The organism is Planococcus halocryophilus, from assembly GCF_022489025.1.
Lineage (GTDB): Bacteria > Bacillota > Bacilli > Bacillales_A > Planococcaceae > Planococcus > Planococcus halocryophilus_A.
In genome coordinates this window covers 14,110-30,665 of the sequence record NZ_JAKVTG010000004.1, presented here as the reverse complement: position 1 = coordinate 30,665, position 16,556 = coordinate 14,110, and the positions used below count along the sequence as shown (strand labels likewise).

General features: G+C 38.5%; 14 protein-coding genes. 4 read left to right on the top strand and 10 right to left on the bottom strand.

All coding sequences use genetic code 11. The features are described 5' to 3' along the window. Window positions 1–7 precede the first annotated feature (7 nt). Both MLE13_RS06310 and MLE13_RS06305 read right to left on the bottom strand, forming a co-directional pair. Window positions 8–847, bottom strand: a complete 840-nt coding sequence (locus tag MLE13_RS06310; protein ID WP_240748710.1) for a transporter substrate-binding domain-containing protein — start codon at window positions 845–847, stop codon at window positions 8–10. 73 nt (window positions 848–920) lie between these two features. Further along, window positions 921–1,763 carry a MurR/RpiR family transcriptional regulator gene (locus MLE13_RS06305; RefSeq protein ID WP_240748708.1) on the bottom strand — a complete coding sequence of 281 codons (843 nt, stop codon included), beginning with the start codon at window positions 1,761–1,763 and terminating at the stop codon, window positions 921–923. A gap of 380 nt (window positions 1,764–2,143) precedes the next feature. Here MLE13_RS06305 and MLE13_RS06300 point away from each other — a divergent pair, with 380 nt between their 5' ends. From MLE13_RS06300 to MLE13_RS06285, 4 genes are read left to right on the top strand one after another with little or no spacing between them, the layout of a single operon-like run. Beyond that, window positions 2,144–2,893: a carotenoid biosynthesis protein gene (locus MLE13_RS06300; protein WP_240748706.1), complete on the top strand. Its 750-nt coding sequence runs from the start codon at window positions 2,144–2,146 to the stop codon at window positions 2,891–2,893. Beyond that, complete coding sequence (locus MLE13_RS06295) at window positions 2,890–3,564, top strand: lysophospholipid acyltransferase family protein (protein WP_240748704.1); 675 nt, start codon at window positions 2,890–2,892, stop codon at window positions 3,562–3,564. Before MLE13_RS06300 ends, MLE13_RS06295 begins: the two co-directional genes overlap by 4 nt. A 2-nt stretch (window positions 3,565–3,566) precedes the next feature. Continuing rightward, on the top strand, window positions 3,567–4,667 hold the full coding sequence (locus tag MLE13_RS06290) for a glycosyltransferase (RefSeq protein WP_240748702.1): 1,101 nt from the start codon (window positions 3,567–3,569) through the stop codon (window positions 4,665–4,667). Further along, window positions 4,664–6,157: a phytoene desaturase family protein gene (locus tag MLE13_RS06285; protein WP_240748700.1), complete on the top strand. Its 1,494-nt coding sequence runs from the start codon at window positions 4,664–4,666 to the stop codon at window positions 6,155–6,157. Before MLE13_RS06290 ends, MLE13_RS06285 begins: the two co-directional genes overlap by 4 nt. Before the next feature lie 56 nt (window positions 6,158–6,213). Here the strand turns inward: MLE13_RS06285 and MLE13_RS06280 are convergent, their stop codons facing one another. From MLE13_RS06280 to MLE13_RS06245, 8 genes are all read right to left on the bottom strand, one after another. Then, the gene (locus MLE13_RS06280) at window positions 6,214–6,447 is read right to left on the bottom strand and encodes a DUF1059 domain-containing protein (protein ID WP_240748698.1); all 234 of its coding nucleotides are present in this window, start codon (window positions 6,445–6,447) and stop codon (window positions 6,214–6,216) included. Window positions 6,448–6,534: 87 nt separating this feature from the next. Continuing rightward, complete coding sequence (locus tag MLE13_RS06275) at window positions 6,535–7,365, bottom strand: phytoene/squalene synthase family protein (protein ID WP_240748697.1); 831 nt, start codon at window positions 7,363–7,365, stop codon at window positions 6,535–6,537. Continuing rightward, window positions 7,365–8,822, bottom strand: coding sequence for a phytoene desaturase family protein (locus MLE13_RS06270; RefSeq protein WP_240748696.1), 1,458 nt, complete (start codon window positions 8,820–8,822; stop codon window positions 7,365–7,367). Before MLE13_RS06270 ends, MLE13_RS06275 begins: the two co-directional genes overlap by 1 nt. Then, complete coding sequence (locus MLE13_RS06265) at window positions 8,819–10,345, bottom strand: phytoene desaturase family protein (protein WP_240748695.1); 1,527 nt, start codon at window positions 10,343–10,345, stop codon at window positions 8,819–8,821. The genes MLE13_RS06270 and MLE13_RS06265 overlap by 4 nt, the downstream gene beginning before the upstream one ends. A 256-nt stretch (window positions 10,346–10,601) precedes the next feature. Next, a complete protein-coding gene (locus MLE13_RS06260; protein WP_240748694.1) occupies window positions 10,602–11,360 on the bottom strand; it encodes a LysM peptidoglycan-binding and 3D domain-containing protein in 759 nt (252 codons plus the stop codon). Between the two features lie 248 nt (window positions 11,361–11,608). Next, window positions 11,609–13,054, bottom strand: a complete 1,446-nt coding sequence (locus MLE13_RS06255; protein WP_240748692.1) for a DEAD/DEAH box helicase — start codon at window positions 13,052–13,054, stop codon at window positions 11,609–11,611. A gap of 114 nt (window positions 13,055–13,168) precedes the next feature. After that, the gene (locus MLE13_RS06250; protein ID WP_240748690.1) at window positions 13,169–15,040 is read right to left on the bottom strand and encodes an alpha-E domain-containing protein; all 1,872 of its coding nucleotides are present in this window, start codon (window positions 15,038–15,040) and stop codon (window positions 13,169–13,171) included. Further along, window positions 15,040–16,497: a circularly permuted type 2 ATP-grasp protein gene (locus MLE13_RS06245; RefSeq protein ID WP_240748688.1), complete on the bottom strand. Its 1,458-nt coding sequence runs from the start codon at window positions 16,495–16,497 to the stop codon at window positions 15,040–15,042. Before MLE13_RS06245 ends, MLE13_RS06250 begins: the two co-directional genes overlap by 1 nt. Window positions 16,498–16,556: the final 59 nt, after the last annotated feature.

Below are 16,556 nucleotides of genomic sequence, written 5' to 3'. Positions count from 1 at the left end.
TAATTGATTACTTGAGGATTTCGACTCCTTCAAGATCTACATCAAGGAGGTTACGGCCGAACCATTTATTCGAAATTTCGTCATATGTGCCGTTTTCAACGATTGCAGCTAATGCTTCGTTCACTGCAGCCAAAAGTTCTTCGTCATCTTTGTTAATAGCAACAGCCGCTTGTTCAATCCATAGTGGTTCGCCGACCATTTCAATTTCAAGTCCAGCTTTCTCTGCTTCAAAACCTACTACGTCAGCAGTAATAACCGCGTCTAGACGACCTTCAATTGCTAAATCCTGCAATGCAACAACGTCACTATTGTAGTACTGAATATCGTCTGTGTATTTTTGTGCTGCCGTATCATATGTGCTTTGGCCAACAACGCCAATTTTTGCGCCTTCAAGATCTGCTTCAGATGTGATTTCTGTGTTTCCAGCTCTAGTGAAAATGACACCACCTGAGTAATAGTATGGATCAGAGAATGAAATCTGTTTTTCACGTTCTTCTGTAATGGCCATCGATCCGATAATTGCATCGAAACGATTAGTCGTTAGACCTTGAATAATCGTTTCCCAAGGTGTTGTAACTGGATTTGGCTCAAGACCCATTTCTTCTGAAAGTGCGTTACTAATGTCAATATCAAAGCCCGTTAAGTCGCCACCTTCTGTAAAGTTGAACGGCTTATAAAGACCACTTGAAGCAGTAGTGAATTTGCCTTCTTCAACCAAGTTCAAATCACTGCTTCCGCCTTCTTTGTTTGATCCTTCATCCGAACTAGATGAGTCGTCTCCTCCACAAGCTGCTAATAACATTCCTGCAGAAAAAATTACGCTTAAAAATGATAATTTCTTTTTCATTTTGCTCTCCCCTTTTCGTTTATAATTGACCAAACCGCCAAAGCGTTTCGGAAATTCCCAGTATTACATCTTCTTACATAAAAAGCTCTCGATCTTTGTAGATCGCTTCTACTTTTGACAAATTGTCATTTACCTTTGCATGTTCTTTAACATAAACGAACCGCATAATCGAAGTTAAAAGCGCATGGACAGATGTGTATGAATCGATATTCAAATTCGAGTTTACAGATACCGTTAGCGAGTAGTCTGCATAAGTAAGCGCTGGGGATTCCTCTGAGTCAGTTAACACGACAACTTCCGCTCCTTGTGCTTTGGCGCTCCTTAGCGTATCAATAGCAAGTTTGCTGTATCGGGGAAAAACAAAGGCAATTACTAAATCCCCTTTTTCCAATTTGGCAAGTTGCGTGTAGTATTCTCCAGTTGAAGGATACATTGTTTCCGTATGGCCCAACACAAGGTTTAACCAGTTGGCGAACCAGTGAGCAATGCCATAATCAAAGAAATTTCCAGTAACATAGATTTGATTTGCTTGACTAATTCTATCGACAATTTCAAGAAGTTTTTCTTCATTTATCGATTTTTTAAGCTTCACAATACTCAAAATATCCGCATCCAGTAAATTCTCTAAAAAAGATTGATCAGCGATGGGTTCTGGAAGTTTCTGCTCTGCTTTTTCCAATCGTTCTTCAGCTAACTTTCGCTGCACGACTTGTTGGAATTCTGCATATCCCTTGTATCCAAGTTTTTGTGTCCATCGAATCACTGTAGATTCACTGACATTTACTCGCTTACCTACTTCAAGAGCAGTAGAGAACGCTAAAAAAATAGGTTCTTTAAAAAACAAATTGCTAACTTTTTTCTGACCCGAACTAAATTCTGTATAAGAATTCGATACACTCCGCAGTAAATCCTGCATATTTAACGCCTCCACTTGAAGAACACACTCATTTACTCTTCAAAGTATACTATTTTGCAGGAAAACCTGCAATAGTATACAGAAAATTCTATAGAAACTATTTTTACAGATTATTTATAAATGTGTATAAATAGCCGTTCTTAAAGGGTTTTAGGCATAAATAACAGATAAAAACAAACTGTGAGTAAATCAAGAGAACTACTCTATTGAAGCTGTTTTACAACATTACATCCGCTATTTCCATAAAACACTATCCCCTTTTTTATCCAATTTAAACCTAGAAACTAAAGGACGGACCTATCCTGCATCACTTGTTTTCATATTTTAGACGGACTCCTGTATAATATTTGTATAAGTCATTTTATTAAGGGGCTGTTGTTGTGTGGGAAGATCGGATATTTAAACTATTTATTTTTTGGTATATTTGCGGAATTATACTTCTTGGATTTGATCTCTTGCCTTCTTGGCTGGAATGGGCAAATGCATTCTTTTTGATTTTAGCTGGTACTCTTGGCTTTTTGTATTTCCTTAACCGCTTTGGTTTAATTAGTGGATCTATACTAGGTATTTTTATCTTCTTCTCTACTTTTATCGTAGAGTGGGCAGGTTCAGATAGTGGATTTTTGTTTGGCTCTTATGATTACACAGAGCGTTTTGCTCCAAATATATTCGGTGTGCCTATTGCCATTGGGTTTGCTTGGTTAATGGTTATGGCTACCACACATGTGGTGGCACGTTGGGCAGTTCCTACTGGCGGTTTTTTGTACTCGGTAGTGGGAGCAATTGGCGCTGTTATTATAGATTTGATCATTGATCCGGTAGCCTATCAAGTTAAACAATATTGGATTTGGGAAGATACTGGTCTTTATTATGATATTCCTTGGACTAACTTTTTTGGTTGGTTCGTAGTAGCTTTTGTTCTTCATATGGCAATTGACTTACTAATGAAAAAGAAATCTCTGGTTATCACTGCCGAAAAACCTGAAAAACGGATGGTTCTTTTATATGTATTGATGATCGCTATGTTTGTTATGCTCGGATCTATCGGTGGTTTATTGTTAGCCGCTTTCTTGACTACAGGATTAACTACTTTGATCGTTATAATCGCATGGAAGAGGCGACCCGTATGATTAAAGCTAAAAAATCTACTTTATTTGAAATGGGCTTTAATCTGTATTTAACACCATTTATTCGATTCTCTTTTTCTCGTTTACTTGGACAAGGAGTAAAAGTAATTCCCGAAAAGCCGGTATTGTTTATCGCCAATCATAGCTCTTGGTGGGACGGGCTCGTGTTCTTCTATTTAAATCGCACGATTTGGCATCACGATATTCATATGATGATGCACGAAGAAGGTCTTAAAAAACATTCTTATTTCCGCTATCTCGGAGCATTTTCCATTAATCGTCAAAAACCAAAAGAAATACTGACTTCACTTCAATATGCTGAATCTTTATTAAAACAAGGAAAATCGGTTGTTCTTTTTCCTCAAGGAGATGAATTCCATCTCGAAAAGAGACCTCTTGCCTTCCAATCAGGTGTCGCGTATTTGATGGAGAATTGTCCAGAAGTGCCTGTAATACCGATTAGCTTCTACTATTCTTTCGGACATCAACAAAAACCTGACCTTTGGATTCGCCAGTATGCGGCGGTTTCGAACGAAGAAATTGCGCATATGACACGAAAAGAAAAAACCTTATATCTTCAGCAACTTTGCACACAACAACTCGACCTTTTAAAAAGCACAGTTATTAGCGAAAACAGCGAAGCTTTTCAGTCTCTTGGAAAAAGGAGAAGTTGATCATGATTCTTTATATCGGAATCCACGTATTTTTTTTAATCTGGATTATTATTAATCGCCTGTTTCTGCCTTCCTTGCCAAAACACCCAAAACTTACCACTGAACCGTTAGTTTCTGTCCTGGTCCCTATGCGAAACGAAGAACGAAATGTCGCTACGTTAATAAAATCATTAAAAAACTCTACTTATCGTCATTCAGAATTTATCATTTTAAACGATCAATCAACTGATGGTACACAACAGGTCCTTACTCGAGAAATTGCAGGAGATTCCCGTTTCAAAATTATCATGGGCAAAGAACTTCCCAAAGGGTGGGTTGGCAAGGTTCATGCTTGTCATCAATTACAACAGGAAGCTTCAGGAGATTATTTATTATTTGTAGATGCTGACGTTCGTTTCCGTCCAAAAGCAATCGAGCAATCACTTGCGTTGCTTCAACGAAAAAAAGCGCAATTGTTAACGGGATTTCCGGCTTTTGATGTGTTGCCTTTTTTCAGTAAACTTCTCGTTCCGATGTTGCATTTTTTAGTACTATTTCATCTGCCTATTTTTCTAGCCAATCACACCAAATTCAAAGCAGCTACTGCTGCTAATGGGATGTGGATGATGTTTGAATCAACTAGTTACCAGAAGATGGGTGGACATGCAACAGTATACGATTCCTTAGTTGAAGATGTTCATATTGCCAGGGAAATAAAAGAGCATGGCTATAAGGTCGTACTGGCAAACATCACAATGTCTGTGAAATGCCGAATGTACGATACTAACGCAGAAGTATGGGAAGGGTTTTTGAAAAATAGTTACGCCGGGATTGGTCGCTCCCCTTTTATGGCTTTGTTGCTTATTCTTTTCTACTCTATTTTCTACATCCTTCCGCCTTTTCTTGCAATCTACGGGGTAATCAGTGGAATGTATATGTGGGTGGTTCCATATGCACTGACAGTAGCCCAGCGCTGGTACATTGATATGGTAACCAACCAACGCTGGTACTTGGCATTTTTCATTCCATTGCAAGCTTTAGCGATGCTGGCCGTACTGACACAATCTATGCGAAAATCCTTTAAAAAACAAGCTTATTCATGGAAAGGAAGGCATTATTCATGAAAAAAATTGTCATCGTTGGCGGCGGATTAGGTGGACTGGCTTCTGCTGTGACGCTTGCCCATGCAGGGTTTGACGTAGAACTATTTGAAAGAAATGACCACTTCGGCGGAAAACTGATGCCTGTTCAACTTGGAAATCATCATTTTGATTTTGGTCCAAATACCATTACAATGCCGGAAGTTTTCACTAAAATTATTTCTCAAACTGGAGAAAATCCACAAGACTATTTAGACTTTATCCCTTTAGAAGCGCATACACGCAATCACTTTCCCGACGGCAGTATTTTTGACTTTACAAACAATCAGCAGCATATGATTTCTCAGCTTCAAACAATTGATTCTCAAGCGGCAGTGAATTATCCAACTTTCATAAACGAAATTAGCCGCTTGTATAAACTATCTGAACGTTATTTCTTCCCAGTAACTTTTCAATCTTGGCGCGATTACTTGTCACCATCTCTCGGTTTCGCACTTTTTCAAGTGCGGCCCGCAGAATCTATGCATCATTTTTTCCAGCGCTATTTCACAAACCCTTTCTTGGTTCAAGCATTTGATCGGTACGCGACATACATCGGCTCATCCCCTTATCAGGCTCCCGCTACGTTTTCCATGATTGCCTATTTAGAGTTGGTCGATGGTGTTTACTATACAAAAGGTGGAAACACAAAAATCGCTGAAGCTTTTGCTGCTGTGGCAAAAAAAGCTGGAGCTCAATTGCATTTGAATACAGCAGTTACTAGAATTATTACAGAAAAGGGCAAAGCGATAGGTATCGAACTCCAAGACGGGACATCTATTGCAGCTGACAAAGTAATTTTAAATGGAGATTTGTTATCGGTTTTTCCAGATTTAGTCGAAGAAAAAGCCCGTCCTTCTTTATCGGATAAAAAAATAGCAGCTTTTGAACCTTCTATATCAGCGTTTGTGATAACGGCTGGCTTAACGAAAAAACTCGGAGCGCTAAAACATCACAACGTTTTTTTCTCATCGGATTATAAAAAAGAATTTAACGAGTTATTCGAGACATCTACATATAGCAATGAACCAACAGTTTACATCAGCAATTCATCCTATACAGACCCAGCCATCTCACCCGATGGTGACAATTTGTTTATTTTGGTTAATGCTCCGGCGTTGACTAAAGAAGGACATCTTCAAATTGATCCTGAGTCATATAAAGAACGGATTTATGACTTTCTGTTAAGTTACGATATTGATATTCGAAGTCATTTAGTAGAAGAAAAAATTTTCACACCTGCTTTTATTCGCGAGAAATTTGGTTCGTTCCGTGGCGCTTTGTATGGTCCGTCATCGAACAGAAAAAAAGACGCTTTTTTACGTCCGCCAAACGCAAGCCGTGATATTCAAAATCTTTACTTTGTCGGGGGCAGTACGCATCCTGGTGGTGGATCGCCAATGGTTGTTTTAAGTGGGTGGAATGTAGCGAAAAAAATTATCGAACAAGCGAAAAAAACATCCTTTTCAAAATAATTTCATAACAAAAAAAACACTTAAACATGGGTTCCATCCGTGTTTAAGTGTTTTTTTTATTTATCATCTGGTAAGGATTCAAATTCTTCTCTTTTCTGTTCAAACCATGCTTTCATTTCTTCCGATGTTAATTTACTCATATTGTTCATCGCATCCAGGTGAGCTTGATCTCCCTGTTGAAACATCTCTTTTCCATGTTGTTGGCTTTTTTCTGCCATTTCCTCAAAAGAATTCGCACTAAATGGTTGATCACAAGCACCAGCTAATTGTCTGCAGGTCATGGTCTTCATCATTGTGCACTCCTTTCGGCTAATAATTTTATTCGAGACAAATCCAAATCAAGTTGCTAGTTACTGCTTAACATCCAGCTCTCCCGGTCACAGACAAGCTAATATGGCTTGTTTTGATTCATCGGGCACAAAGTGTTTTTCACGGAACACGTTGTATTCTTTTGAGCGTATAGTCACTAAAATTTCACGGTAAACAAGCGCTGCTCCTTTGACAGGTACCCGTGAAGATAGTGGATATTCATGAATGGTTTCAAAAGCTTTTTTATAATGACATTCGGCTTTGTCGGCCAAATCCTCCCAAACCGCGATAAATTGAGGACTAACAATTCCGGCACGTAGTTCGTCTTCATGCAACTCGTATTTCTTCATAATTTCTTCCGGTAAATAGATTCTTCCCATTTCCAAGTCTTCACCAATATCACGAAGAATATTGGTAATTTGCATCGCATAGCCAAGCGAAATAGCACCTTCTTTTAAAATGGCTGTTTTCCCTGGAGCTAAAATCGGCAGTAACATTAAGCCAACTGTACTGGCTACATAATAACTATAGTTCAGCAGCTCTTCCATTGTACGATAGCGATTAATGGTCAAGTCCATTTCCTGTCCGGTGATCAAGCCTGAAAATGCCTCGATATCCATTTCGTAATTGTCAAATACATCTGCAAGTGCTACCCACATTGGGTTTTCATCATCATAGATGCCTGTCAAAAAACGTTGAAAATCTTGTTTAAACTGCGCCAGCTCTTCAGTTGAGTTTTTCCCTTCATCCACAATATCGTCTACTGTTCGACAGAAAGCATATACAGCCCACACTGCTTTTCTTTTTTCTTTCGGCAATAATGAAAAAGCTTTATAAAAACTTTTCGAATGCATAGCAATGACTTTTTCACAGGAGGTATAAGCATCTTTTAAATTCATTATGCATTGCTCCTTTCCTTTGCAAAATCGCCTTGGATTTGTTCAGCTAGCAATTTTGCGCCTTGCATCACAATCGGAATGCCCCCCCCTGGATGTACTGAGGCACCTACGGCATACAAGCGATCTGTTTTAAATGGTTTGACTTGGGGACGGAAAACACCTGATTGGAACAAGGTCGGACCGATTCCGAAACTGCCTCCTTTAAATAAACCAAAAGCTTCTGCTTCAGAAGGCGTACGAACTTCCATCCATTCAACAGCTTCACGGAAATCTGGGAAAGCTAAACTTTCCATACGATCGATAATTCTATCGATCCACGCTTTATCACCTGCCCAATCGATATCTGTTCCTGAAGGTACGGGAACTAATACATACAGTACACCTTTGCCTTCTGGCGCTAGCGAATCATCTATTTTCGATGGATGGAACGTGTAGATTGCAGGATTTTCGGTCTTCTGCTTTTTCATAAACACATCATCCATATGGTCAACGTAATTATCACCAATGAAAAATTGGTGAACATTTCCTTCTTCATATACTTTATTTAATCCAAAATACAATAATACGCACCCAGAAGATGCTGTGTAACTTTTCTTTTTCTGTTCAGGTAATACTTTTTCAATGCCAGGAAAATCACCGTTATAAACAACCGCATCGAACGCTTCAAAACCCGTTGCTGTTTCAACACCGATAGCTTTTTGGTTTTCTGTCACGATTTGATTAACCGGACTGTTTGTTTTGATCGTTACGTTTTTGCGTGATTGAAGCTCTTTTTCTAACACAGGAATAAGACTGCCATATCCGCCTTTCAAATAATATACGCCGTGTTCATGTTCACTAAAAGGAACAAGAGCGTACATGGCTGGAGCACGGAAAGGGTCTCCACCGATATACAAAGACTGCAAGGAGTAAGCTAATTGCAGTCTTTCGTCGCGGAAATAATTCGACATGAGTTTGTTTACCGATTGTTGAGGTTTTAACTTCATCAATTTTTTTATGTTACCTGCTGTGAAAAAATCAGCTTTCTTAACAAATGAGTGCTCTAAGAATGAAGATTTGCCGATTTTAAAACGCTCTCGTCCTTCTGAAATAAATCGAAGAAATCCTTCTTTTTCAGTCGGGAAGACGTTTTCGATTTCCTCTAACTGACGATCAATGTCCGGATATTTTGTATAGACAACTCCGTCCGGAAAGCGAATGGAATAAAGTGGGTCACATAATAACAATTCGGTATCCTCTGCTGGTATCCCTGCTTGTTGAAGAAGATCTTGAAACATTTCTGATAGCAACACAATAGTAGGTCCTTGATCAATTTTAAAGCCATCACGCTCAACAAATGTTAAACGACCACCCAACTTTTTCTCTTTTTCAAAAATGGTGACATCAAAGCCCATATTGCTTAAATACAAAGCGCCCATCATACCCCCAACGCCACCACCAATCATAGCGATTTTCATGCAAATCCCTCCATTACTGGAAGAGGCAAGATTGGAATCCCTTTTTTGCCATGCTGCTCCAGAATACCGTTAGTTGTAATACGTGCCGATTCCAAAATTGTTGGCAAGCCACTTCCCGGATGCGTGCCACCACCGACTAACCAGCAATTCTCTAGCTCTTCGAATTTGTTGTGAGGGCGGAAAACCATCATTTGAGTTAATTGATGTCCCAAATTAAAAGTCGCTCCTTGATAAACTGAATAATCTTCCTGCCAGCCCATAGGTGTCAACATTTTTTCAACTTCTATATGATCTCGAAGGTTTTTAAATTCCGACTTTTCTTCTATGGTGTCTAGCACCAATTCACGGAACGCCTGTTGTTCATTTTCCCATCCAATATCACTAAAGTTATTTGGCACTGGTGCTAAAATATATAATGCCGATTTCCCTTCTGGTGCTAAGGTCGGATCTGTAACACTAGCATTTTGCACATAAATTGAAGGGTCTGCAGAGAGAATACGCGATTTCGTCATTTCTTCCACATTCTTCTTATAATCTTTTGCAAATATAATCGTATGGTGAGAAAGATCGTATTTTTTATCGAGACCTAAGTAGAGCATAAATGTAGAGCATGAATATTTTTTCTTCGCCAACTTCTCCGGTGTGTATTTTTTTAAAATTCCCGGTTCGACCAAATTGTTCATAACATGTGCAAAATCACCGTTAATAATGACTTGGTCTGCTCTTTCGCGCTTGCCATTTTCAAGGTCTACTCCTTTGACTTTACGGTTTTCTATCCATAGTTTTTTAACGCCTGTGCTCGTATGGATTTTACCGCCTAACTCTTCTACTACTTTCGCCATTGCTTGCGATAATTGATTTACCCCACCAATAGGGTGATAAATGCCATAAGCATGCTCCATATAAGAAAGGATTGAAAATGCGCCAGGGCATTCCCACGGAGACATTCCTAAATACTTGGATTGGAAAGCAAAAGCCATTTTCAATCGTTCATCTTTAAAATAACGAGACAAGACATCATATAAAGTTTTGTTTATTTCAAGTTCCGGCAAAGCTTTTAAGACTTTAGGATGGACCATATCAAAATAGCTATCCATCTTCGATTGCAACATTGGCGACAAGGCTTCCAATTTCTTGCCTGTTTCTTTCATGAAGCGTTCATAACCGTCTCCATCGCCTTCGAATTTTTCATTGATTTGTTTTTTCATTTCTTGGTTATTTCGAGTCATCACCAAATTTTCATCTTCAAAAACTAATTCATACATCGGATCTAGTTCAATAGCATTCATGTAATCTTTTAACTTACGACCTGTTACTTCAAACAACTCTTCAACTAAATGCAACATGCTCAAAAAAGTGGGACCAGTATCAAACGTAAACTCACCAAGGCGTAGCTCTGCATTTCGGCCACCTACCCATGGCTGTTTCTCATAGACATCCACTTGATATCCTCTACTTGCCAACAACATAGCTGCGGCCAATCCACCTGGGCCTGCGCCTATCACGATCATTCTCTCTGACATAACAGATGCCTCCATTTCAACTCTTCGGTAAAACTCTACAATAGTTATACAAATATTATACCGCTCGGTTTTAAAAAAGACTATTTATTTGAATTTACCCTCTTTCGATCTTTTTTATGTCTTTCATCATGTTTAGGGATGAATGTTTAGAGAATGCTCGATGATAATTCCAACAAATTTATATATTTAATCTATTTCTTATCAAAAAATCTTAATCCATAAAAAAATCCAGCTCACAAAATGAGCTGGATTTGTATTAGTTTAATATTTTTATTTTAACGTTCTTGCGTCCCCATCGAAGCGCATTGCTTTGAGTTGGGATGAAAACATCAATTTTGTTTCCTTTGATTGCACTTCCTGTATCTCCAGCAACCGCGTAGCCATAACCTTCTACATGAACTTTGGATCCTAATGGAATAACTCTAGGATCCACTGCAATAACTTTAAGTCCCGGATTTTTCTTTAAGTTAATGCCTGTTTTCGTAATACCAGAACATCCTCTGCAGTATGCCGTATAGGCAGTCGCACTAACTGTGAATTCTTTTGCTACAGATCCGCTCGTTGAACGAGAAGGAGTTGTTTTTTTAGAAACGGGTGTTGCTGCCGTTTTATTTAACTTAAGTTTTTGGTTTGGATAAATCGTACTAGACTTTAAGCCATTCCACGCTTTTAAGTTACTAACTGACACTTTTTGCGATTTTGAAATTTTATATAGTGTATCTCCACGTTTCACTGTGTATACTGTTGAACTTCCACTTTTAGAAGCAGTAGCTTTTTTAGAAACTGTTTTTACTGTAGCTTTTTTCAATTTAAGTTTTTGATTTGGATAAATCGTATTAGACTTTAAACCGTTCCAAGCTTTTAAGTTACCGACTGATACGTTGTTCATTTTTGAAATTTTATATAATGAATCTCCACTTTTTACTATGTATACGTTTGATGCTGCTGAACTCTCAATCGAAGTGCCTAGGAATAAAATCAGTGCAAAACTCAAGACCATCAATAGTTTTTTCAATCCGCTATCCCCTTTGCTTTTTCTTAGTACAACCAAAATAGCACGGCAATATTACAGACGTGTAACAATTAGAGTCAAGTTTCATTACAAAACGACTTCTTTTTATGACATAAGTATTGTTAAGTCTTAATTTTTCACCTAAATACTGGGTTTTAAAAAGACTATTAGACCACTCCATATGATACATGAGCAATTTATTCCCTGGGAAATAAAAAAAAACGCACTCTTTAAGAGTACGTGTTTTCTGATTATTTGTTTGCTTTATGAACTTTCAATATCTTGCCTTTTACCGTCTTATCTTTCATAGCTTTTAGCACCATTGGACCTTTACCGTTCAAAATATCGATATATGTTACCGTATCTTGAATTTTGATGATCCCAATATCTTCAGCTGTCACTCCTGGAATGCTTGTTAACGTTCCGACAAAGTCAAAAGCACGTAATTTCTTTTTCTTCCCACCGTTAAAATATAGTTTCAAAATATCTTTATTGACTTGCTCGTTTTTGTTTTTCTTTAATTTCGGACGACTTTCTAGCTTTTCTGTAAATGCAAGCATTGCTGCATCTATCTCATGAACTGAAGGTGCTGTTCTACGCGGAATTTCAAATCTGATATAATCTTCAATTTCAGCTAAAAATTTGTCCTCGTTTGGCGATACAAACGAAATTGCTTTCCCTGTTTTTCCAGCACGTCCTGTACGACCTGAACGGTGCACATAACTTTCTTTCTCCATCGGCAAGTCATAATTAATGACATGCGTAATGCTGTCGATATCAATTCCACGAGCTGCTACGTCGGTTGCTACTAAATAACGGAATTCTCCACGCTTAAATTCATTCATAACCGCAGTCCGGTCTTCTTGCAACATACCACCATGCAATTTATCACATGTGTAATAATGTTTTTCTAATTGTTCCATTACAAAATCTACATTGTCTTTTGTCCGGCAGAAAATAATGCAGCTGTCTGGATTTTCAACAATGGTCACATCACGTAACAACGAGAATTTCTTTTGTTCCGCTACAACAAATAACGAATGATCAATTTGATCTGTCAAATTTTCTGTAGATGCAATTTCGATATGCTGAGGATCAATCATGTATTTTTTCTGTAACTTCTCTACATTTTCAGGCAGTGTTGCTGAAAAAAGCATCGTTGTACGCTGTTTTGGTAATTTGTTAATAATCGATTCTACTTGTTCAACAAATCCCATATTCAACATTTCATCCGCTTCATCAAGAACAAGGTACTCAATTCGTTCTAAGTTTAATGTGCCGCGCTCGATATGATCTAACACACGACCTGGAGTTCCAACTACAACATGGCATTTCTGCTTGAGTTCCGCTTGCTGATATGCAAAAGGTTGCTTGCCATAGACTGCTGCTGCTTTAATGCGTTTAAAACGCCCAATATTCGTTACGTCTTCTTTTACTTGATCTGCTAGTTCCCGTGTTGGCGTCAAAATCAATGCTTGAGGTTTATTTTCTTCCCAGTCAACTAACTCACAAATTGGAATGCCAAATGCAGCTGTTTTTCCGCTCCCGGTTTGCGACTTTACCGTTAGGTCAGTTTTAGAAAGTGCAACAGGGATAACTTTTTCCTGTACTTCTGTTGGTTCTGTATAGCCAAGTCCATCAAGTGCTTTTACGATCTGCTCACTAATGTTGTATTCGTTAAATTTTTTGTTACTCATAATTATTCTCCATCTCCGTTCAAAAATTTCAGGTTCTTTTATTATCGCACGGATTAGAAAATTCTGCAGTTAAACGATTATTAAGTTATATCTGGCTTTTATGCACCGTACTTGTCATTGATCCATTAAGCTTACGGAAACTTTTACGTCTAATGACTGACTACCACCTCGGTACACACCTTGAACAGGGCTCACATCATTGTAATCGCGCCCAACGCCAATGCGTATGTGATTTTCCAAGGCCTCCACATTGTTTGTTGGATCTAAACCAACCCAACCAATACCTGGAACCATCACTTCTACCCACGCATGACTCGCGGCATCACCAACAAGTGCAGAGTTTTCCCCTACATACAAATATCCGCTAACGTAACGTGCAGGAATATGTTTACTTCTCAAAATACCAAGCATTACGTGTGTAATATCTTGGCATACGCCTTTTTTGAGCGTAAATGATTCTTCTGCTTTTGTATGAACAGTAGTCGAATCTCCGTCATAAGTAAAATGTTCATGAATATATTCCATGACATCAATCGCATATTGAACTGGGTTTTTCATCGTTCCAAGTTCCCGATCAATTTGACTCATTTGTTCAGGGGTTAAATACGTGTAAGCTGTGTTACTTAAAAAGGCCAAATAATGCTCTCCGAATAATTGCGAATGAAAAATAGCGTTCATTTCGGGCGAATAATCTATTCTATGGATAAATGGACTTTTTTGAATACTGACTATAGAGCTTGTCTTAACTTCTAAGTGCTGGTGGTGCTCCGCAATGAAAAAGGTTTCTACGTGATTGCCCCAAATATCGATATGTTCTTTCGTTAAAGAGGCAGGTGTTATTTCTGCGCGATAAGAGAGTAGTCGCTGACATTCATCTGTTCTTGGCTTTAAGCGAATTGAGTTCATACTTTGATCCACAATGGTGTCGTATTTGAATATATTCGTATGTTCAATCTTATATTTCATAGTAGTTATTCCTTTCGCGCCCATGCTCTGTGATTGGCTAGATTCTGCCAATTTCGTCTCGGAATCGCTTAAATAATAGGTTTTCGAAAAAATGTGACCGACTTCATTGCAACCGTTTTGGAAATCATTTAGAAATCCCATAATTTCATCCGAGTTCAATTCATCCATACTGACTTCTTTAAACTCTTTTTGCAATTGATCTAGTTTTGCATAAAGCTCCCATGAATAATGTGAAATTTTCCCACCTTCCAATTCGTCAACTGCCTGTCTTACATGTGCCAGACAATAGCGAATCGATCGTGGAAAACTGGTATTGGCTATGAGAAACGACAATACTTTTTTGGGTTTCATTTGGGGTGGATTCATTTTTAAATAGGCATTATAACCATTGGTCATACGTAAAGCGGCCAGCCAATAATAATAATCTTCAGACTGCGTTTGAAGCGAACGCTCTAACGTTCGCTCGCAAACTACATTTAAGATACGCGCTGTTTTTTCAGCACGTTCTAACCATTTACCAATTTTAATAATCTGATAGGGTACGCCTCGAGGCATTGAAGATTCCACAATTCCTTGTGTAATCAATGAGGTTAATTTAACCTGCTCTAGGAAGTCGCGCATTTCTTTGACCGTACAGCTTTGTTGATCCATCTCTTGTAAGGTTAAATAACAGCGATTCCATGCTTCCCAATAATCATCTGGAATATGGTCTCTACTAATTCGTGCATTTTCTCGAACGACTTTCACGCAGCTTGCGACAGAGTTGAAATTGCTTTCTTCCATCGCTAAATAATAAACAAGTTGGTCTTCTTGATAACTTGGCATAGATTTTATTTTCTCCATAGTTTCTGTCGAAGCACAAATCTCATAAACCAACTTCCAATCACTGCCTCGTGCCAACTCTTCATCAGAGGCTTCAATCATCTGCAATAATTGTACGTCTAGTATACGAGCGTTGTTTTCTGCCCTTTCTACATTTCTCGACATCCAATACAACGAATTCGCTACACGACTAAGCATCAGGTGTCCCCCTCTTCTTCTTTATTTTTGAACACCCACGTATCTTTTCCACCGCCACCTTGTGAAGAATTGACGACAAGCGACCCTTCTTTTAACGCAACACGGGAAAGTCCGCCTGGCATAACATGTGTATCTTCGCCTCTCACCACAAAAACTCGCAAATCGACGTGGCATGGGTAAAAGTCTTCTCCTTGATATGCAGGGGCACGAGATAATTTAATCGTTGGCTGAGCAATGTATTGATGGGGCGTTTCAATGATTTTCTCACGGAATATTTCGATCAGTTCTTCAGATGCGTGTGGTCCAACAAGCATATCGTAGCCACCCGACGCACCAACATTTTTCACTACCAATTCGTGTAAGTGATCCAATACCCATTCTCGCTCTTCTTTATTGTCTAATAGATAGGTTTTCACATTATCGATGATAGGTTCTTCCCCTAAATAATAGCGAATCATATCAGGAACATAAGCATAAATGGCTTTATCATCTGCCACTCCGTTGCCAATGCCATTTAAAATGGCTACATTTCCTTTTCTATAAGCCATCAAAAGTCCTGGAACACCTAACGCAGATTCGGCTAAAAATGCTTCCGGATCTAAATAATCATCATCAATTCGACGATAGATGATATCTACCCGTTTCAAGCCTCTCATAGACTTCATATAGACAATATTTTTTTTGACGATCAAGTCCCGTCCTTCTACTAAATCGATGCCCATCTGCTGAGCTAAAAACACATGGTCATAATAAGCAGAGTTATACATCCCTGGTGTTAACAGTACTGCAAAAGCCTTGTCTTTTCTCGATTCTGGGGCATGATCTAGTATCGCTTGATGCAAATACGACAGCTGGTGCTCGAGGGTATGAACAGACTGACTAGCGAAAAATTCGGGGTACACTTGGCGCATGACATATCGATTTTGGTATACGTATGACAAGCCCGAAGGATTACGTAAGTTATCTTCAAGCACATGATATTTTCCATCTTCATCACGAATCAAATCAATTCCAGCTAAAAAAATATGGTTTTTCAGTGGAATATCAATTCCTTTTACTTGTTCGTCGTAATAATAGGGGTTTTCTTCCACTAATCGTCTTGGGATGATTCCATCTTGAAGAATGCGCTTTTCGTTATAAACATCTTCTAAAAATTGATTGAGTGCTTCTGCACGCTGAACCATCCCTTTTTCAATAACGTCCCAGTCTTCAGAAGGAATGATAATCGGCACAAAATCAAAAGGCATTGTTCTTTCAGTACCCACATTATTGTTATAAACAGTGAATGTAATGCCTTGCCTTAAAAAAGACAATTGAGCGGTCTCATGTTTTTCTCTGAGTTCATCTTTTGAAAACCTTTGTAGCACTTCAAAAAATTTTCGATAATGCGTTTTCGGCTTTCCATTCGGCATAAACATTTCATCAAAAAATGCTCCAGTTGAATAAGTTTTGAACAAACCGGTGACCCCCTTCAATACATAGAATATTCAGACAAAAAATGAGTAAGAAAAAGCTA